The 17,317-nt window shown below is 71.5% G+C and carries 16 protein-coding genes and 3 tRNA genes; 16 read left to right on the top strand and 3 right to left on the bottom strand.

The genetic code is table 11. The features are described from left to right. Positions 1 to 60: 60 nt before the first annotated feature. Positions 61 to 1,245 carry an ISNCY family transposase gene (locus VGT06_06815; protein ID HEV8662829.1) on the bottom strand — a complete coding sequence of 395 codons (1,185 nt, stop codon included), beginning with the start codon at positions 1,243 to 1,245 and terminating at the stop codon, positions 61 to 63. A 198-nt stretch (positions 1,246 to 1,443) separates the two neighbouring features. On the opposite strand from VGT06_06815, the gene VGT06_06810 reads away from it, so the two are divergent. From VGT06_06810 to VGT06_06750, 13 genes are all read left to right on the top strand, one after another. After that, positions 1,444 to 1,519, top strand: a tRNA-Arg gene (locus tag VGT06_06810). Positions 1,520 to 1,611: 92 nt separating this feature from the next. Further along, positions 1,612 to 1,687 (top strand) — tRNA-Lys (locus VGT06_06805). A 113-nt stretch (positions 1,688 to 1,800) separates the two neighbouring features. Continuing rightward, positions 1,801 to 1,885: transfer RNA gene (locus tag VGT06_06800), tRNA-Leu, on the top strand. 11 nt (positions 1,886 to 1,896) lie between these two features. Continuing rightward, on the top strand, positions 1,897 to 3,201 hold the full coding sequence (gene tig / locus VGT06_06795) for a trigger factor (protein ID HEV8662828.1): 1,305 nt from the start codon (positions 1,897 to 1,899) through the stop codon (positions 3,199 to 3,201). A 61-nt stretch (positions 3,202 to 3,262) separates the two neighbouring features. Continuing rightward, positions 3,263 to 3,874: an ATP-dependent Clp endopeptidase proteolytic subunit ClpP gene (gene clpP / locus VGT06_06790; GenBank protein HEV8662827.1), complete on the top strand. Its 612-nt coding sequence runs from the start codon at positions 3,263 to 3,265 to the stop codon at positions 3,872 to 3,874. A gap of 29 nt (positions 3,875 to 3,903) precedes the next feature. Then, entirely contained in the window at positions 3,904 to 5,151 is a 1,248-nt protein-coding gene (gene clpX, locus VGT06_06785; protein ID HEV8662826.1) for an ATP-dependent Clp protease ATP-binding subunit ClpX, read from the top strand. Positions 5,152 to 5,303: 152 nt separating this feature from the next. Next, a complete protein-coding gene (locus VGT06_06780; protein HEV8662825.1) occupies positions 5,304 to 6,179 on the top strand; it encodes an outer membrane protein assembly factor BamD in 876 nt (291 codons plus the stop codon). Positions 6,180 to 6,193: 14 nt separating this feature from the next. Beyond that, complete coding sequence (locus VGT06_06775; GenBank protein HEV8662824.1) at positions 6,194 to 6,919, top strand: tetratricopeptide repeat protein; 726 nt, start codon at positions 6,194 to 6,196, stop codon at positions 6,917 to 6,919. A 1-nt stretch (position 6,920) separates the two neighbouring features. Beyond that, positions 6,921 to 7,838 (top strand): 16S rRNA (adenine(1518)-N(6)/adenine(1519)-N(6))-dimethyltransferase RsmA, encoded by a 918-nt coding sequence (rsmA, locus tag VGT06_06770; protein HEV8662823.1) that lies wholly within the window; start codon positions 6,921 to 6,923, stop codon positions 7,836 to 7,838. Continuing rightward, positions 7,816 to 8,184, top strand: coding sequence for a response regulator (locus VGT06_06765; protein ID HEV8662822.1), 369 nt, complete (start codon positions 7,816 to 7,818; stop codon positions 8,182 to 8,184). Before rsmA ends, VGT06_06765 begins: the two co-directional genes overlap by 23 nt. 13 nt (positions 8,185 to 8,197) lie before the next feature. Beyond that, positions 8,198 to 9,355, top strand: coding sequence for a nicotinate phosphoribosyltransferase (locus tag VGT06_06760; protein ID HEV8662821.1), 1,158 nt, complete (start codon positions 8,198 to 8,200; stop codon positions 9,353 to 9,355). A 6-nt stretch (positions 9,356 to 9,361) separates the two neighbouring features. Then, positions 9,362 to 10,471, top strand: coding sequence for a thiamine-phosphate kinase (gene thiL, locus VGT06_06755; protein ID HEV8662820.1), 1,110 nt, complete (start codon positions 9,362 to 9,364; stop codon positions 10,469 to 10,471). A gap of 120 nt (positions 10,472 to 10,591) precedes the next feature. After that, positions 10,592 to 11,038, top strand: a complete 447-nt coding sequence (locus VGT06_06750; protein HEV8662819.1) for a hypothetical protein — start codon at positions 10,592 to 10,594, stop codon at positions 11,036 to 11,038. Between the two features lie 3 nt (positions 11,039 to 11,041). On the opposite strand, the gene VGT06_06745 is transcribed toward VGT06_06750, so the two are convergent. Continuing rightward, the gene (locus tag VGT06_06745) at positions 11,042 to 12,292 is read right to left on the bottom strand and encodes a hemolysin family protein (GenBank protein HEV8662818.1); all 1,251 of its coding nucleotides are present in this window, start codon (positions 12,290 to 12,292) and stop codon (positions 11,042 to 11,044) included. After that, positions 12,285 to 13,538, bottom strand: a complete 1,254-nt coding sequence (locus tag VGT06_06740; GenBank protein ID HEV8662817.1) for a hemolysin family protein — start codon at positions 13,536 to 13,538, stop codon at positions 12,285 to 12,287. The genes VGT06_06745 and VGT06_06740 overlap by 8 nt, the downstream gene beginning before the upstream one ends. Before the next feature lie 214 nt (positions 13,539 to 13,752). Between VGT06_06740 and VGT06_06735 the strand changes: the two genes are divergently transcribed. The 3 genes from VGT06_06735 to VGT06_06725 all read left to right on the top strand — a co-directional run. Further along, positions 13,753 to 15,234, top strand: a complete 1,482-nt coding sequence (locus tag VGT06_06735) for an HD domain-containing phosphohydrolase (protein HEV8662816.1) — start codon at positions 13,753 to 13,755, stop codon at positions 15,232 to 15,234. 2 nt (positions 15,235 to 15,236) lie between these two features. Beyond that, the gene (locus tag VGT06_06730) at positions 15,237 to 16,112 is read left to right on the top strand and encodes a protein-glutamate O-methyltransferase CheR (protein ID HEV8662815.1); all 876 of its coding nucleotides are present in this window, start codon (positions 15,237 to 15,239) and stop codon (positions 16,110 to 16,112) included. Between the two features lie 130 nt (positions 16,113 to 16,242). Beyond that, positions 16,243 to 17,317 (top strand): methyl-accepting chemotaxis protein (locus tag VGT06_06725; GenBank protein HEV8662814.1); only part of this gene is annotated, 1,075 nt, incomplete at its 3' end.

Here is a 17,317-nt window from a genome sequence, read left to right as displayed (position 1 = left end):
CCTGTTGTTGACAAGTGAAATGTCCGCTCCCGTTTGACACGTGATCTGACCGCTCCGGGGTCAGGCGGCCTCCTGGGCGGAAGCAGGCAGGGGCCGGCCCCGAGCGTCGTAGCGCCCCAGGCACCGGCGTCCCCACCAGACCGAGTGGGCGCCCTCGAGATGGCGCCGGACGAGGACCCGCAGGCCCGCGCAGGTCCGCCGCCCCCGCTGCTTGGCGATCTGCAGGCGCACGCCGGCCAGGGTGATGGTGTTGTCCTGGCCCACGGTCCGCCCCTCCTCGTGGCAGAGGATCTGGTCGAGGGCGGCCCCGCCCAGGGGGACGAAGGCGCTCGCGGGATCGGCGGGCGCCCGACTGAACCGCGCGTTGTAGGCGGGGAGGAAGTGGGCTGCCAGGTACCGGTTGGCCCCGGCCCCGCTCCGGATGCCGGCCACCCGGAGCTCGTTGACCAGCCGATCCTGCAGGGTGCGGTTGACCCGCTCGCTCCGGCCCCGGGCCTGGGGGGAGTAGGCCGGGATGTGCTCGATGCCGAGCTGGGCGAGGGCCCGGCCCACCTGGGTCAGCTGCTGCCGATCCGGCCCCTGGCCCGCTCGGGGGGTATGAAAGGCCCAGTGGGCCCGATCGGTGTAGAGGGCCTGGGGGAGCCCGTGGGTCTGGAGGACGGCCCGGAGCACGCCCATCACCGCCGCCGTGCTCTCCCCCGGGACGAGCCGGGCCGCGAGCAGGCGGCTCGTGGCGTCGTCGACCACCGTGAGCAACGTCTGCCGCTCGGTGGGGCAGAGCGCGAGCCAGGCGTGGGGGCTCCCGTCCAGGTGCAGGAGCTCCCCCACGCAGGCCCGGGGCTCCCGGCGGGTCCGGTGGCGCCCCCGGGGCCGGCGCTTCGGGAGCAGTCCCGCCCCCTGCAGCGCCTGCTTCACGAAGGTGTAGGAGAGGGTGACCCCGTGCTCCCGCTGAGCGACCTCGTGGAAGTGGCGGCCGTTGAACCCCCGGTACCGCTCCCGGTACAGCCGGAGGATCCGCTCCACCGCGGCCAGGGGGGCCCGGCGGGGGGAGGGGCGGTGCCGGCGGCGGTCCCAGAGCCCATCGTAGCCGTGCGCCTCGTAGCGGCGGCGCCATCGCCGCAGGCTCCGGGGCCGCATCCCGAGGATGTCGGCCGCCTGCAGCCAGGTGAGCGCCCCGCTCATCGCCCGCAAGAGCACCTCCTGCACCTTCATGGTCCGCTCCACCACCTCGGGGGGATAGCCCATGGCCAACCTCCTGGCTGGCCATTGGGCCACACCCCAGGCTCGTTGGGGAGCGGTCAGTTCACGTGCTCTCGGGAGCGGTCAGATCATGTGCTCTCTACAGCCGGCCACTCCTTCCTTGACAACCCTGGAGCCTGGTGTTAAGAGAAAACGATACGCTCGCCGCACGGGGGCGGCGCTCTCATTGGGCCTGCGGAGCGGGCGCCTGTAGCTCAGGGGATAGAGCAACTGCCTTCTAAGCAGTGGGCCAGAGGTTCGAATCCTCTCAGGCGCACCAGCGGCCCCGGGCGCCCGCCCGCGGCAGCGGGCCGCCGGGAAGGGCACGAAAGGAACACAAGCCCCTGGCGATGCGCCGGGGGCCTGCGCGTGGGGCCGTTAGCTCAGATGGTAGAGCAGCTGACTCTTAATCAGCGGGTCCAAGGTTCGAGTCCTTGACGGCCCACCAGAAACGACCGGAGCGGGATCAGGGGGCAGGGGGCGTGGGGCCCGACGGACGGGCCGTCGGCCCCGGGGGCCTCTCCGAGGCCTGGGCTTCTGCCCCTTGACCCTTTTCGCGCCGCGAGAGTGGCGGAATCGGCAGACGCGCGGGATTTAGGATCCCGTGGGGCAACCCTTGGGGGTTCAACTCCCCCCTCTCGCACCAGGGGGAGCAGGATGCGCGTAAGTGTGGAGGAGGTCAGCCCCTCCCGGCGGGCCCTGACGGTGGAGGTTCCCGCCGATCGGGTCGGGCCGAAGCTGGAGGCCGCCTACCGGGCATTGGGGCAGCGGGTAAGCCTGCCCGGCTTCCGGAAGGGCCGGGTCCCCCGTGCCCTGCTGGAGCAGCGCTTCCGGAGCCAGGTGCGCGAGGACGTCATCCGGGAGCTCATCCCGGAGTCCTACCTCGAGGCGCTCCGGGAGGCGCACCTGGAGGTCCTCGGAGACCCGACGGTGGAGGAGGTCTCCTTCGCGGAGGGCCAGCCCCTGCGCTACCGGGCCGTGGTGGACGTGAAGCCCCCCCTCGCGGTCAAAGACTACCTGGGCGTGCCGGTCACGAAGAAGGAGGCGAAGGTCACCGACGAGGAGGTGGAGGCGCTCCTCCAGCAGATGCGGGAGCGGGCGGCCGAGTATGTCCCGATGGAGGGCTGGCCCGCCCTGAAGGATGACCTCTGCATCCTGGACTACCACGGCACGGTCAACGGGCGGCCGCTGAAGGGGGGGCGGGGGAGCCAGGTGAACGTCGTGCTGGGCTCCGGGGCGTTCCTCCCCGCGGTCGAAGAGGGGCTGGTCGGGGCGCAGAAGGGCGAGACCCGGGAGGTCCGGGTCGATTTCCCTGACACCTACCCGCGGAAGGAGCTCCGGGGGAAGCGGGCGGTCTTCACCGTGACGGTCCGGGAGGTGAAGAAGAAGCGCGTCCCCGCCCTCGATGACCAGCTCGTCAAGGCGGTGGGAGGGAGCGGGACCCTCGGGGAGTTCCGGGAGAAGGTGCGGGCCGACCTGCTGGCGCTCAAGGAGCGGGAGCGGGACGGGGAGATGAAGGCCCAGATCCTGGGCAAGATCGCCGAGCAGAATCCGGTGGAGGTCCCCGCCGCCCTGGTGGAGGCCGAGGTGGATGCCCTGGTGGCCGAGACGCTCCACGCGCTGGCCGCCCAGGGGGCGCGGATCCGGGGGCTCGACGAGGCCAGCGCCCAGAACATCCGGGCAAAGTTTCGGGGCGCCGCCGAGAGGCGCGTCCACCACCGGCTGCTCCTGGAGGCCATCGGCGCCCAGGAAGGGATCACGGTCTCGGACCAGGAATTGCAAGAGGAGCTGGAGCGGGCAGCGGCGGGAACGGGACGGAGCCCCGCCGCCCTGCGGGAGGCGCTCGAGAAGGAGGGGCGCCTCGCCGCCGTGCGAGGCGAGCTGCTCCACCGGAAGACGGCGGATCTCCTTCTGAGCCGCGCCCGGGTAGGCCCAGACTACGACCTCATCCAGGTGCCCTAGCCCGCACGGGAGCACCGTCGCGCGCGGTGCAGCCGGCCAGGTTGCGCCGGTGGGAGCGGCCATGTACCTCGTGCCCATGGTGGTGGAGCAGACGAATCGGGGGGAGCGGGCCTACGACATCTTCTCCCGCCTGCTGAAGGATCGGATCATCTTCCTGGGGAGCCCCATCGACGACGCCGACGCCAACCTCATCATTGCCCAGCTCATCTTCCTCGAAGCCGAGGACCCGGAGAAAGACATCCACGTCTATATCAACTGCCCCGGCGGATCGGTGACGGCCGGGCTGGCCATCTACGACACCATGTGCTACATCAAGCCGAACGTGGAGACCATCTGCATGGGGCAGGCCGCCAGCATGGGGGCGCTCCTCCTGGCGGCGGGGACGAAGGGGAAGCGCTTCGCGCTCCCGCATGCCCGGATCATGCTCCACCAGCCGCTGGGCGGGGTACAGGGCCAGGCCACCGACATCGATATCCAGGCGAAGGAGATCCTGCGGATGCGCGAGGAAATCAACCGGATCCTCGTGACGCACACCGGCCAGCCGCTGGAGAAGATCCAGCGGGACACCGACCGGGACTTCTTCATGAGCGCCCAGCAGGCGAAAGAGTATGGCCTCATCGATGAGGTGATCGTGTCCCGGGCCGGCATCCCGGTGCCGGCGGGCGTGCGCTGACCGGTCGTCGGGCGATCGAGGAGGGCTGGATGGCCAAGGCGGTCAAGTCGGGGGGCAAGCTCCAGTGTTCCTTCTGCGGCAAGAGCCAGGAGGACGTCCGCAAGCTCATCGCCGGCCCCACGGTCTACATCTGCGACGAGTGCATCGAGCTCTGCAACGACATCATCGCGGAGGAGCTGGAGGAGGAGCGGGGGAAGTCGCTGGGGGACCTGCCCAAGCCGGCCGAGATCAAGGCGGTCCTGGACCAGTACGTGATCGGGCAGGAGCGGGCCAAGAAGACCCTCTCGGTGGCCGTCCACAATCACTACAAGCGCATCAACAGCCGGACCGACTTCGACGACGTGGAGCTGGCGAAGTCCAACATCCTGCTCATCGGCCCTACCGGCTCCGGGAAGACCCTCCTCGGGCAGACGCTGGCCAAGATCCTCGACGTCCCCTTCACCATCGCCGACGCCACCACCCTCACGGAGGCGGGATACGTGGGGGAGGATGTGGAGAACATCATCCTCCGGCTCCTGCAGGTGGCGGACTACGACGTGGAGCGGGCGGAGCGGGGGATCATCTATATCGACGAGATCGACAAGATCGCGCGGAAGTCCGAAAACCCCTCCATCACCCGCGACGTCTCGGGGGAGGGCGTGCAGCAGGCCCTGCTGAAGATCCTGGAGGGGACGGTGGCCAACGTCCCGCCTCAGGGAGGGCGGAAGCACCCGCAGCAGGAGTACGTGCAGGTGGACACCACGAACATTCTGTTCCTCTGCGGCGGGGCCTTCATCGGCCTCGAGAAGCTCATCGAGGAGCGGATCGGCCAGAAGCAGATGGGGTTCGGCGCCAAGGTCCAGGGGCGACGCGAGCGGAAGGTGGGACAGATCCTGGCCGAGACGCAGCCGGAGGACCTGCTCCGGTACGGGCTCATCCCGGAGCTGGTGGGCCGGCTCCCGGTGGTGACCTCGCTGCACGAGCTGGACGTCGCGGCCCTCATCCGGATCCTTCGCGAGCCGAAGAACGCCCTCCTCAAGCAGTACCAGAAGTTCTTCGAGTTCGAGGGGGTCAAGCTGACCTTCACGGAGGAGGCGGTGCTGGCCGTGGCCGAGGAGGCGGTGCGACGGGATACCGGAGCCCGGGGCCTACGGGCGATCCTGGAAGACATTATGCTGGACATCATGTACGAGATCCCGTCGGAGACCGGCATCACCGAATGTCTCGTGAACCGGGAGGTGGTGGCCGAGCGGAGTCGGCCCATCCTGCTCTATAAGAAGAAAGCTGAATCGGCCTAGGGCGCGCCCGCGGCGGGGCCGGCGGCGCGGCAGGCGGGGCAAGGGTTCTCCCTTGCCCTTTCTCATTCGGGGGCATGCGGGCGCGGGCGCTTGACACCCCTGGGCGATTTCAGTAGGGTGGGGCGGGTTCGATGGGTCGAGGGAGGCACGGGATGCGCACGGCCGGCTCGCGGCGCTGGGTTCTCCTGCTGGTGGCGCTCGGGATGGCGGGCCTCTCCTGCGCCTCGCGGGGGCGCGAGATGCTTCCCGCCGGGGAGGCCGGGCTCTACTGGCGCGCGAACGCCGACTTCCAGCGGGGCCGCTACGCCGAGGCTCGGGAAAAGCTCCAGGCGCTGCTCAATCAGTACCCGGGAAGCGTCCTCGCCCCCGAGGCCCGGCTGGGCGTCGCCCGGACCTACTTCGAGGAGCGATTCTACAACGAGGCCCGGAGCGAATACCAGAAATTCCTCCAGCTCCATCCGGCACACGAGCGGGTGGACGAGGCGATCTACCACATTGCGCTCTCCGCGTACCAGCAGATGGAGCGGGTAGACCGGGACCAGAGCATGACCCGGCGGGCCGTTCAGGCGTTCCAGCAGCTCCTCACGGAAGTCCCGGACAGCCCCTACGCCCCCGAGGCCCGGACCCACCTGCGGGAGGCCCGGCGGCGCCTGGCGGAGAAAGAGCTGGAGGTGGGCCTCTTCTACCTCCGGCGCGAGGAGTACGCGGCCGCGTCCGGCCGGTTCACCCTGGTCCTCCGCGAATACGCAGGGCTCGGCCTGGAGGGGGAGGCCCTCTACTCTCTCGGGGAGATCGCCCGCGCCCGCGGAGAGCAGGCGGAGGCGGCCGCGGCCTACCACCGGGTCCTCACCGAATTCCCCCATTCCCCCTTCGCGGCCGCGGCCGGCAAGCGCCTGGGGATCCAGGTGGAGGCGCGGCCGGCCGCCACGCCGGAGGGCAAGTCCTCCCGCAACCCCTCCCTCCTGGAGCTGCTGAAGGATTCCTGGACGGACTTCCGGGAGTCGGTCCGGGTGGGAGCCCCCTTCTAACCCGCGGAGACCCGATGGAGAGTGCCGACCTGAAGCAGCTGGTCCAGCGGGCCACGAGCGCTTTCCAGACCGGGGACTACGAGGACGCCGAGCGGCTCTGCCTCGAGGTGGTCCAGCGGACCCCCCTGTACGCCAACATCTACAACATGCTGGGCTTCATCTACAGCCAGCGGAACTCCCCCGAGAAGGCCATCGAGCTGTTCCGGCGCGCCCTGAGCATCAACCCCAACTACACCGAGGCCCAGCTGAATCTCGCCATTACGCTCGCGGACATCGGGGCCTATGGACCCGCCCTGCGGGAGTTCGGGCTGGCCAAGGCACGGGAGGAGGGGGGCGATTCGCCGCCGATGAGCAGTGTCATTCGGAGCAAGCTGGCCAATGCCCATGCGGATCTGGGGAAGATCTATTACGACCTGGGGATGATCCCGGAGGCGGCCGGGGAGTACCAGAAGGCCCTCGTGCTGGGTCCCACGTACGCCGATATGCACAACCGGCTCGCCATCTGCTACCGGGAGCAGGGGGACCACGAGCAGGCGCTGCAAGCCTTCACGCGGGCTCTGGAGATCAACCCCCGCTACGTGGAAGCCTACGTGAACCTCGGGATTCTCCTCCGCCGCATGGGGCGGGAGGGGCAGGCGGTCACTGCCTGGGAGAAGGCGTTAGCCCTGGACCCGCGCAACCACCTGGCCCAGATGAACCTGCGGATGGCGAAGCAGAAGGACCGCCGTCCGCAGGGCTAGCATGGCGTCGCTTCGCGCCGACACCCGGCGCCTCCTGCGCGAGGCGGGCATCCGGCCGCGGCGGCGCCTGGGCCAGAGCTTCCTGGCCGACGAGACCGTCCTGGCGACCATCCTGCGGGCGGCCGAGCTCAAGCCGGAGCAGCGGGTCCTGGAGATCGGGGCTGGCCTCGGGACCCTCACCGCCGCCCTCGCAGGGGCCTGCCGCCAGGTGGTGGCGGTGGAAGTGGATCCCGCCCTGGCGGCCCTCCTCCGGCGCCGGTTCGCGAGAGACGGCCGGGTCCTGCTGGTGGAGGGGGACGCCCTGACCCTCCCCCTCCCCCCCCCGGAGGCAGCCCCGGCCCCCGGGGAGCGCTTCCGGGTGGTGGCTAACATTCCCTACGCCATCGCCACGCCGCTCCTCCGGCGCCTCCTCGCCCTCCGGGGTGCCGTGGACTGCTGCCTCCTGATGCTCCAGCGGGAGGTGGCCGCCCGTCTGACGGCGGGGCCGGGAGGGCGGACCTACGGGGCGCTCACCCTCTACTGCCGCTACCATGCCGAGCCGGTGGTGGTGGGGGCGGTGCCGCGGGAGGCCTTCGAGCCGGTCCCGGCGGTCGACTCGGCCCTCGTCCGGCTGGACCTCCTCCCCCGGCCGGCCGTGTCGGTGGGCCGACCGGACCTCCTCTTCGCCCTGATCCGCGCGGGGTTCGGCCAGCGGCGGAAGATGCTCCGCAACGCTCTCGCGGCCTCCCCCGTCCTGTGCCCGTTCGCGGGGGGACTGCCCGCGGCGTTCGCCGCGTCCGGGGTCGCCGGGAACCGGCGGGCCGAGACGGTCAGCCTGAAGGAGTTCGCCGCGCTCGCCGATGCGCTCGCGGCCGCGGTTCCGGCCGCGCTCGCGCTGCTCCCCGACGAGGAGAATGATGCCGAAGATCCTGGTGGTTGATGACGAAGTCCACATCCTGAAGATCATCGACTACAAGCTCCGCACCGCGGGGTACACCGTCATCGCCGCCGCCGACGGGGTGGAGGGCCTGGAGAAGGCCCGCACGGAGCAGCCCGACCTGATTCTGCTCGATGTGATGATGCCGCGGATGGACGGCTTCCAGGCCCTGGAGGCCCTGAAGCGGGATCCGGCCACCCAGGGCATCCCGGTCTTCATGCTGACGGTGAAGGGGAAGGAGATGGACCGCCTCCGGGGGCTGCAGATGGGGGTCGCGGCCTACATCACCAAGCCCTTCAGCCCGAACGCCCTGCTGGCGCGGATCGACGAGACCCTCCGCCCCGCCTAGGAGGTGTACCGGGATGTTCCATACGGCCGACCCCGCCGACATCAAGGCGGGCCTGATCACCGACGTGTACTTTCTCCGGACCCTGGAGATCCTGCGGCGGAAGGGGATCGAGAGTGTGGTCACCGCGGAGGTGTTCCTCAAGAGCCTCCCCGCCGGCTGGGCCTGGGGGGTGCTGGCCGGGGTCGAGGAGGCGGCCCACCTCTTGGCGGACCTGCCGGTCGAGGTGGATGCCTTCCCGGAAGGGGCGCTCTTCGGCACCCACGAGCCGGTCCTGACCGTCCGGGGGCGCTACGTGGATTGGGCCCAGTACGAGACGGCCCTCCTGGGCCTGCTCTGTCAGGCCTCGGGGATCGCCACCAAGGCCGCCCGGTGCAAGAAGGCGGCGGAGGGGCGCCCCATCATCTCCTTCGGCGCCCGGCGGATGCACCCGGCCCTCGCCCCCATGATCGAGCGGAACGCCTTCGTCGGGGGCTGCGACGGCGTGGCGGTGGTGAAGTCGGCGGAGCTCATCCACGAGGACCCGGTGGGGACGATGCCCCACTCCCTCGTCCTCCTCTTCGGGGACACGGTTGCCGCGGCGAAGGCTTTCCACGAGTGCGTCGACCCCAAGGTGAAGCGGGTGATCCTCATCGACACCTTCAACGATGAGAAATTCGAGGCGTTGCGGGTGGCCGAGGCGCTGGGCGGGGCGCTCTTCGGGGTCCGCCTCGACACGCCCGCGTCCCGCCGCGGGAACTTCCTGCAGATCCTGCGGGAGGTGCGCTGGGAGTTGGATCTGCGCGGGTTCGACCGGGTGAAACTGTTCGTGAGCGGCGGCCTGGACGAGGCCGAGATTGCGACCCTGAACCCCGCGGCCGATGCCTACGGGGTCGGGACGGCCATCAGCAACGCTCCCGTGGTGAACTTCGCCCTGGACATCGTGGAGATCGATGGGAAGCCGCTGGCGAAGCGGGGGAAGCTCTCGGGTCGCAAGATGGTCTACCGCTGTGGGTCCTGCGGCGTCGACCGGGTCCTGCCGGAGCCCTCGGCCAGCCCGGCGTGCCCCTGCGGGGGGAGCCCTGCCCCCCTGCTCCTCCCCCTCTTGCGGGGCGGGCGCCTGGCTCGCCCCCTTCCGAGCACCCAGCAACTCCGGGCAGCCGTCCTGGACCAGCTGGCCCGCGCATCCCTCTAGGCGGCCATGGCCCGTCGCGCTCGGGTCGCCACGCTCCGAACCCTGGGGGAGTTCGGCCTCATCGCCCGCCTCGCCGCCCCCCTGCCTCGTCGGGGTCCCGGCCTCCTCCTCGGGATCGGGGACGACGCCGCCGCCCTCCGCCTTCCCGCCGGCAGACTTCTCCTCGCCACGACGGATCTCCTGCTGGAGGGGGAGGATTTCCGGTGGCGCACGGCCGATCCGGTTGCGGTGGGCTGGAAGGCCCTGGCGGTGAACGTGAGCGACATCGCCGCGATGGGGGGGCGCCCCCGCTACGCCCTCCTGGGGCTGGCCGTTCCCTCCGGCACTCCCGTCGCCCGCCTGGATGCCCTCTACCGGGGCCTGCGGCGTGCCGCGGCGGCCTTCCGGGTCCTCCTGGTGGGCGGAGACGTGTCCGCGACCACCGGGCCGCTCCTTCTGGCGGTCACGGTCCTGGGCGAGGCGGGCCGGCGGCTCCTCACGCGGGCGGGGGCGCGGACCGGTGAGACTCTCTGGGTGACGGGCCGGCTGGGCGCCTCGGCGGCGGCCCTCGCCGCCCTCTCCCGAGGCTACAGGGCGGCGCGCGAAGCGGGGGGGACGGGACGGGGTCGCCCGGTCCCCGCCAGGCTCGCCGGTCCCCTCCGGCGTGCCCTGCGGCGCCACTTCCGCCCGCACGCCCGGGTGCAGGCGGGGGCGGCGCTAGCCGGACGCGCCCTCGCCAGCGCTGCCATCGACCTGAGCGACGGCCTCGCCGGGGACCTCGCGCACCTCTGCGAGGCCAGCGGCGTTGGTGCCCTGGTGGAGGGGGCGGCGGTCCCGGTGGACCGGGCGGCGGCCGCGCTGGGTGCCTGGCTCCGGACGGATCCGCTGAGCTGGGCCCTCGGCGGCGGCGAGGACTTCGAACTCCTCTTCACCACCAGCGCCCCCCCTGCCGCTGTGCGCCGGGCCCTGGCGCGCGCCGGCACCGTCGGCGCGACGGCGATCGGACGGATCCTGCCCAGGAGCGCCGGCCTCACCCTCCGGCATCCGGACGGCACCCTCTCCCCCCTCGCGGGGGGGTTCGAGCACTTCCGGCCTGGTCCAGCCTTTCGCCTTGACAGCCGCCGCCTGCTCCGGTAAAAAAACAGGAAACCCGGCCCGCATCCCACGGGGCCTCAGGATCGCCCGGGGCCCCCAGCCGAACCGCGCGAAAACCCGTAGCAATACCGCAAAGACCGAAGCGCAGGAAGGGAGGCAATTATGCGGACTCATAGCGCGTTTGCGCGGATCCGGAGCGCCTGCCGGTACCTGGGGGAGAGCCGGCGGGCGGGACTCACCATCTTCGCCTTTACGGGGACCGGGGGCATGCGTCGCGTCCGTCTTGCCCCCCTGGCGGTGCTGGTCGCGCTCCTCTCGCTGGCCGGAACGGGCCTCCTGTCGGGTGGCCTCATCCTTCATGCAGCCCGGTATGGCGTGGATCTGGCCCGGACGCTCCGGCTGGAGCAGGAGAACATGGAGTTGGCGGCCCGGTTGGGTGCCCAGGCGGAGCAGCTCACCCGGCTGGCCCGCGAGGTGGGCCGCCTCCGGGAGCTGGAGGGGATGATCCGGACCATCTCCGGGATGGACACCGGGGGGCAGCATCCGCTCATCGGAACGGGGGACGGCGGGCTGCAAGGGCGCGCGCTGCGGGAGGCGGTACGGCAATAGCGACTAGGAGGGGCGACGGGGGGAGACGCGACGGAGCTTCACCTTGAGGATGCTCCGCCGGTCCGCCTCGGTTACGAGGAAGTGGATGCCCTCGGCCGTGATCTCCTCACCCGGCTCCGGGATCTTCTGGAGCAGGGCCAGGAGGTAGCCGCCGAGGGTTTCGTATTCTCCCTTGGGGACCTGCAGCCCGGTCTCCTCGTTCAACCGCTCCACTTCGACCCGGGCATCCACGAGCCAGGCGCCGTCCGGAAGCCGGCGGAGGGGGGGCGCGGCGTCGTCGTACTCATCCTCGATCTCGCCCACCAGCTCCTCCAGCAGATCCTCCATCGTCACGATTCCCACCACACCGCCGTATTCGTCCACCACCATCGCCATCTGGGTACGCGCGCGCTGCAGATCCCGCAGCACATCGTCCAGTCGCCGGCTCTCCGGCACGTAGGGGGCGGGGCGGAGGAGGGGCCGCAGGGGGGCGGAGGCCTCCCGGCCCAGCAGGTCCAGGGAGTGCAGGAAGCCGGTGAGGCGGTCAATCCGCTCTTCGTAGAGGGGGATGCGGGCGAAGTGGTGGGCCTCCACGCACGCCACCGCGTCCGCCACGGTCGCGTCCTCCGGAAGGGCCACCACGTCCACGAGCGGGATCATCGCTTCCCGGACGGGTCGCTCCCCGAAGGCGAAGACCCGGTCGATGAGGCGGCGGGCGCCCGTGCCCGCCCTGCCCCGGCTCCCCTGGCCGAGGAGGACCCGGATCTCCTCCCGGCTGAGGAAGGGGCTCCGGCCGCTCCGCTCGATCCGAAGGACCGTGAGGAGCGCGGCGGCCCCTCGCCGGGCCACGGCCGTCAGGGGGGCGAGGGCGCGCGTGGCGACCGTGAGGGGCGGAGCCAGGAGCGGGGCGATCCGCTCCGCCCGATACTGGCAGAGGGTGCGGGGGACGAGGTCGGCCACCACCATCAGAACCGGTCCCAGGAGGAGCACCGCCGCCACCGCCCCCGGCGGGCCGCCCAGGCGGGACCCCAGGAGGGCGGCCCCGGTCCCGCTCAGGACCATGGCGGCCGTGTTCCCCACCAGCGTGGCGGTCAGGAACCGCTCCGGCGCCTCGAGGAAGGCCACGGCCTGGCGCGCCCCCCGCGACCCGGCGGCGGCCCGCCGCCGCAGCCCGGGGAGGGGGCTCGAGGCGAGCGCCAGCTCGCACCCGGCGAAGAAGGCCTGCAGGAGGGCCCCGATGGCTACCAGGAGGGTGGGCGGTCCCCACTCACTCATGGTCCGCCTCCTCCGTCCGCTCCACGATCAATTCGGTGAGCCGGGCTCCCCGGACCATCTCCACGACGAAGCGAAACGCGCCGAATCGGACCACGTCCCCCCGTCCCGGGAGTTTCCCCAACCGGTCGAACACGAATCCCCCGACGGTCTGGACCCCGTCGCTGGGGAGGCCGGCCCCGAAACGCTCGTTGAACTCCGCGATGGTCATCCCGGCCGGGATCCGCGTGCGGCCGAGCCCGAGGGGCGTGACCCCCCGGGTCGCCTCGTCGAACTCGTCGCTGATCTCCCCGACCAGCTCCTCCAGGACATCTTCCAGCGTGACGAGCCCCGCTGTCCCCCCGTACTCGTCCACCACGATGGCCATGTGCCGGCGGCGGCGGCGGAATTCCGCCAGCAGGTCTTCCGCCCGCTTGGTCTCGGGGACGAAGAGCGCGGGGTGCAGGATGGGAGCCAGGGACGGGGGCGCTCCGGAGACGGCGGGTCGGAGGAGGTCTCGGGCGTAGAGGATTCCGACGATGCGGTCCAGGGACTCCTGGTAGACCGGGAGCCGGGAGAAGCTCGCCCGCCGGATGGCTGCCGCCGCCTCCGCGGGGGAGAGCGAGACCTCGAGGCAGAACATATCGGTCCGCGGGGTCATCACGTCCCGGACCCGGATCTCGCCGAAGGCGAGGGCGCGCCGGATCATGTCCCGCTCGGCGGGAGCCATCAGGCCGGCGGCCGTGCCGGCCTCGAGGAGGCCCCGGACCTCCTCCTCCGTCACACCCCCCCCTCCGATCACGCCGAGGCGGCGGAGGAGGGCATCGGCCACGGCCCGCAGGAGCCGACGGAGGGGGGTGAGGGCGGTCACCAGGATGCCGAGGGGGAGGGCGAGGGCTCGGGCGAGCGGCAGCGGGCGGGCGGCCGCGACGAAGCGGGGAAACAGCTCCCCGAGGAAAACGAGGACAGGGACGAGGAGCAGGGGGCCCAGCCAGGCCTGCTCGGGGGCGAGGGCGGCCGCGAGGGCCAGCGCCGCAGCCGCCGCGCCGAGGTTGATCATCGCGTCACAGACGCGGAGCGTGAGGAGGGTCCGGCGAGGACGGGACAGCAGCTCCTGCAACCGGAGGCCGGCCCCGGGGGATCGCCCGGCTACCGCCCTGACCTGCTCGGCCGTGAGGGAGAAGAGGGCGGTCTCTGCCGCCGAGAGCCCCCCGGAAAGGACCAGGAGGCAGACCAGGAAGAGCGCGTATTGTACAGCGGGTTGATCCAAGGCGGCCTAACGGGGTGCTGGGGTTTCAGGGCAGGCGGTGGTCCAGGAATTGCACCCCTACGCGCAGATCAGGAGCCTTCCGTCCCGGTATTTCTAGCACGTTATGCGGAGAGAAGCAACCGGAAAAAGCTCCGTGTTATTGAGACCTTAGCCAGACCTTCTTCCCCAGGGGCTGCCGGGGGACCGGTTGGGGCCGGGCTCCCGGTGAGGCGGCATGGACGAATACCATCCGGGGATCGTGGACCGCTTCCCCCTCTGCATGGCCCTCCTCGACCGGGACCTGGTCATCCGGGCTTGGAATCGCTGCATGGAAGAGCTGCTGAGCCGCCCCACAGGGAGCGTGGTGGGACAACCGCTCGGGAATCTGCCGGAGTTCAAGCAGCTCCCGATCCGGACGGCCGTCCGGCGCGTCCTCGCGGGGGAGCCGGCCGTCTACCTGGCCCCCCGGGGTGGGGCGAACGGCCGGGGGCCCCTTGCGGCAGGTCTCTCCCTGGCTGCCCTCCGGGGGGTGGACGGGGCCATCAGCGGTTTCCTCATGACGGTCAGCCGGCTCCCGGCCACCCGGAAGCTCCCCCCCCCTCCTGCGCGGGGGCGGGGGGAGGCGACCCGGTGGCGGCGGGTGGGCCGGGCCGCGGGCAGCCGGGAGGCGGGCCGCCTGGCCATCCTGGGCGCGGTGAGCGAGCTGACCCGGGAGGACTGGGAGGAGCCCGGTCCCATGCTCCAGGCAATCCTCGGTCTTCTGGCCACCGAGGTGCCGGAGGAGGCGCTGGCGGTTCTGGGTGCTCTCCCCGGGGGGTCCAGCCTAGTCCTCCTGGCCAGCCGGGGCCTCTCGGGGGAGGCCTCGGCGCAGCTTCCGGCTGCCGCCACGGCGGGCCCCCTGGGGCGGCTCTTGCGCCAGGGCGTGCCGGTCTTCCAGGCCTCCACGGGACCAGCCGAGCTCTTCACCCCCGGGGAGGGAGGCCTGGCCGTCCGGAGCCTCGTCGCAGTTCCGATCCGGTCGCGCGAGGGCCTGGTGGCGGTCCTCTGCTGTCTGGGGTCCCGGCCCAGCTCCCCTTTCGGGGATGCGGAGCGGGCCTTCTTTGCGACGCTGGCCTCTCTCGTCGGGCTGGGGCTGGAGCGGCAGCCTCTGGCCGCGTCCCTCACCAAGGGCGTGCTCGACACCGTCCAGGCTCTCGCGGTGGCCATCGAGGCCAAAGACCCGTACACGAAGGGGCACGTGCAGCGGGTCACCCAGTACGCCGTGGCACTGGGGGACGAGCTGGGCCTCGCCCCCGGGGAGATCCGGACTCTCCAGTTCGGGGCCATGCTCCACGACATCGGGAAGATCGGGATCCGGGCAGAGGTCCTGAACAAGCCGGGCGCGCTGACTGAGGCGGAGCGCGCCCACATCCGGTCCCACCCGATCGTGGGGGAGCAGATCATCGCGGAGGTAGACTTCCTGCAGGATGTCCGCCCCTGCATCCGCCACCACCAGGAGCGGTACGACGGGAGCGGCTACCCCGACGGGCTGCAGGGGGAGGCGATCCCCCTGTTGGCCCGGATCATCACGGTCGCGGATGTCTTCGACGCCCTGACCACGGACCGCCCCTACCGGCGGGCCCTCCCGGCGGAGCGGGCGTTGGCCCTCCTCCAGGAGGAGGCGGGGCAGGCCTTCGAGCCGAAGGTGGTGGAGGCCCTGTGTCGGATGCTGCGCTAGGGGTGCGGGGGGGACGGGACGCCACCGCCTGGGCGGCGCTGGAAGAGACGCTGCAGGAGCGGGCGGGCCTGGACCTGGGGCTGTACAAGGAAAAGTGCGTGGCCCGGCGCCTGGCGGTGCGGCAGCGGGCCCGAGCCGTGCCGGACCTGAAGGCCTACGTGGAGGTGCTTCGCCGGGATCCGGAAGAGCTGCCCCGCCTCCTGGACGCGCTCACGGTCAACGTGACCCAGTTTCTCCGGAACCCCCAGACGTTCCGGGTCCTGGCGGAGAGCGTCCTGCCCGCCCTCTGCCGATCCCGGGCCGAGACGGGGCGGCGGACCCTCCGGGTGTGGAGCGCCGGGTGCGCCACGGGGGAGGAGGCGTACACGGTGGCCATCCTGCTCCAGGAGGTCTGGCGGCGCGAGGGGCTTCGGCAATCGGCGGTCGTGTACGCCACCGACATCGATACCCGCTGCCTGGAGGTGGCGAAGGCGGGCCGCTACGTTGCCCGACAGCTCGCCGGGCTGCCGCCGGAACTGCGGGCGCGATACTTCGGGGAGGAGGAGGGGGGGCGGGTACGGCTCGTCCCGGCTGTCCGGCGCATGGTGTTCGTGAAGCGCCACGACCTCCGGACGCCGCCCCCCTTCCGGCGCCTGGACCTGATCCTCTCCCGGAACGTGCTCATCTACCTGGCGCCGGCCCACCAGCAGCGCGTCCTGCGGGCCTTCGCCGAGGTGCTGAATCCTGGAGGGGTCCTGGTCCTGGGAAAGGTGGAGGGCCTCTCCGGGCCGGTGCGGGAGGCGTTCGAGTCGGTGGACGTGGGCGAGCGGATCTACTGCCGCCGCGCGGCCGCCGTGGGTGGCGCCGCAGAGGCGCGGCGCGAGGGGGCGCAGGCTTGACTTCCCCAGGGGGCTACGATAGGGTGTCCGCGATTTGCGCCGGAATTTGGGCCGGCGGCTGCGCCCGCGCTGGGCGCGCGTCTGCAGGCCTTGGCTGGGTCGCGCGCGGCACCACAGGGAGGGTGACCGCATGAAGGGGTCCATCGGCAACAAGATCCTGCTGGGGTTCCTGGCGGTGATCGCGACCACCGCCGCCGTAGGCGGCGGCCTCGCGGTCCTCCTGCCCAACATCCCCTCGCGGGACGCCATCAGCGCCTTCTCGGCCCTCCTGGTGGGGGCTCTCCTGGCGAAATACCTCTCGGGTCGGATCGCGCGGGAGGTGGGGGCGCTGGCCCTGGCGAGCCGGATCTTGAGTGAGGGGGACCTGACCCGCGACGTGGTCGTCCGGTCCCGGGACGAGCTCGGGGCCCTGGCGAGCGCGTTCAACCAGATGGTGCTGAGCCTCCGGAGCATCGTGAAGGAGGCCAAGGGCACGGCGGAGAAGGTCGCGTCGTCCGCGACGGCCCTCTCCGGCTCGGCGGAGCAGATGAACGCCTCGACGGAGGAGATCGCCGCGACCGTGGAGCAGATCGCCAAGGGGGCGGAACACCAGGCCGAGCTGGTGGAGAAGACCTCCAAGGTCATGCGGGAGATGGCCTCGGCCATCAACGAGATCGCCGGCCGGGCCAAGTCGGCCGCCGAGGCGGCCGCCGAGGCCGGCTACACCGCCCAGTCGGGGGGGCGGTCGGCCCAGGAGGCGATGGCCAAGATGAAGGAGGTCTTCAGCATCCTGGAGTCCTCGACGGTCAACGTGAAGGGGTTCTCGGCCAAGACGCAGCAGATCGGGACCATCGTGGACGTCATCACCAAGATCGCCCAGCAGACCCACCTGCTCGCCCTCAACGCCACCATCGAGGCGGCCCGGGCAGGGGAGTACGGCAAGGGCTTCACGGTGGTGGCGGAGGAGATCCGGAAGCTGGCCGGCGAGGCCGGAGCCTCCGCGGAGCGCATCGCGGCGATCACCCAGGAGATCCAGGAGGAGAGCGGCAAGGTCCTGTTCTCCATGGAGGGGGCCACCAAGGAGATCGAGGCGGGGCGGAAGGTCCTCACCTTCACCGGGGAAGCCCTGGAGGACATCGTCCGGGTGGTGGTGGACGAGGTGAAGAAGGTCCAGGAGATCTCCGCCCTCACCCAGCAGCAGACCAAGGGGGCCGAGGAGCTGGTGA

Origin of the sequence: Candidatus Methylomirabilis sp. (genome assembly GCA_036000645.1) — a bacterium.
In the GTDB taxonomy this organism is placed as follows: Bacteria; Methylomirabilota; Methylomirabilia; order Methylomirabilales; family JACPAU01; genus JACPAU01.
This window is presented reverse-complemented; position numbering and strand designations above follow the sequence as displayed.

Bases quoted from the DNA above. Each gene is read 5' to 3' on its own strand.
- VGT06_06815 (HEV8662829.1), bottom strand. From the start codon at position 1,245: ATGGGCTATCCCCCCGAGGTGGTGGAGCGGACCATGAAGGTGCAGGAG.
- tig (HEV8662828.1), top strand. From the start codon at position 1,897: ATGCGCGTAAGTGTGGAGGAGGTCAGCCCCTCCCGGCGGGCCCTGACG.
- clpP (HEV8662827.1), top strand. From the start codon at position 3,263: ATGTACCTCGTGCCCATGGTGGTGGAGCAGACGAATCGGGGGGAGCGG.
- clpX (HEV8662826.1), top strand. From the start codon at position 3,904: ATGGCCAAGGCGGTCAAGTCGGGGGGCAAGCTCCAGTGTTCCTTCTGC.
- VGT06_06780 (HEV8662825.1), top strand. From the start codon at position 5,304: ATGCGCACGGCCGGCTCGCGGCGCTGGGTTCTCCTGCTGGTGGCGCTC.
- VGT06_06775 (HEV8662824.1), top strand. From the start codon at position 6,194: ATGGAGAGTGCCGACCTGAAGCAGCTGGTCCAGCGGGCCACGAGCGCT.
- rsmA (HEV8662823.1), top strand. From the start codon at position 6,921: ATGGCGTCGCTTCGCGCCGACACCCGGCGCCTCCTGCGCGAGGCGGGC.
- VGT06_06765 (HEV8662822.1), top strand. From the start codon at position 7,816: ATGCCGAAGATCCTGGTGGTTGATGACGAAGTCCACATCCTGAAGATC.
- VGT06_06760 (HEV8662821.1), top strand. From the start codon at position 8,198: ATGTTCCATACGGCCGACCCCGCCGACATCAAGGCGGGCCTGATCACC.
- thiL (HEV8662820.1), top strand. From the start codon at position 9,362: ATGGCCCGTCGCGCTCGGGTCGCCACGCTCCGAACCCTGGGGGAGTTC.
- VGT06_06750 (HEV8662819.1), top strand. From the start codon at position 10,592: ATGCGGACTCATAGCGCGTTTGCGCGGATCCGGAGCGCCTGCCGGTAC.
- VGT06_06745 (HEV8662818.1), bottom strand. From the start codon at position 12,292: ATGAGTGAGTGGGGACCGCCCACCCTCCTGGTAGCCATCGGGGCCCTC.
- VGT06_06735 (HEV8662816.1), top strand. From the start codon at position 13,753: ATGGACGAATACCATCCGGGGATCGTGGACCGCTTCCCCCTCTGCATG.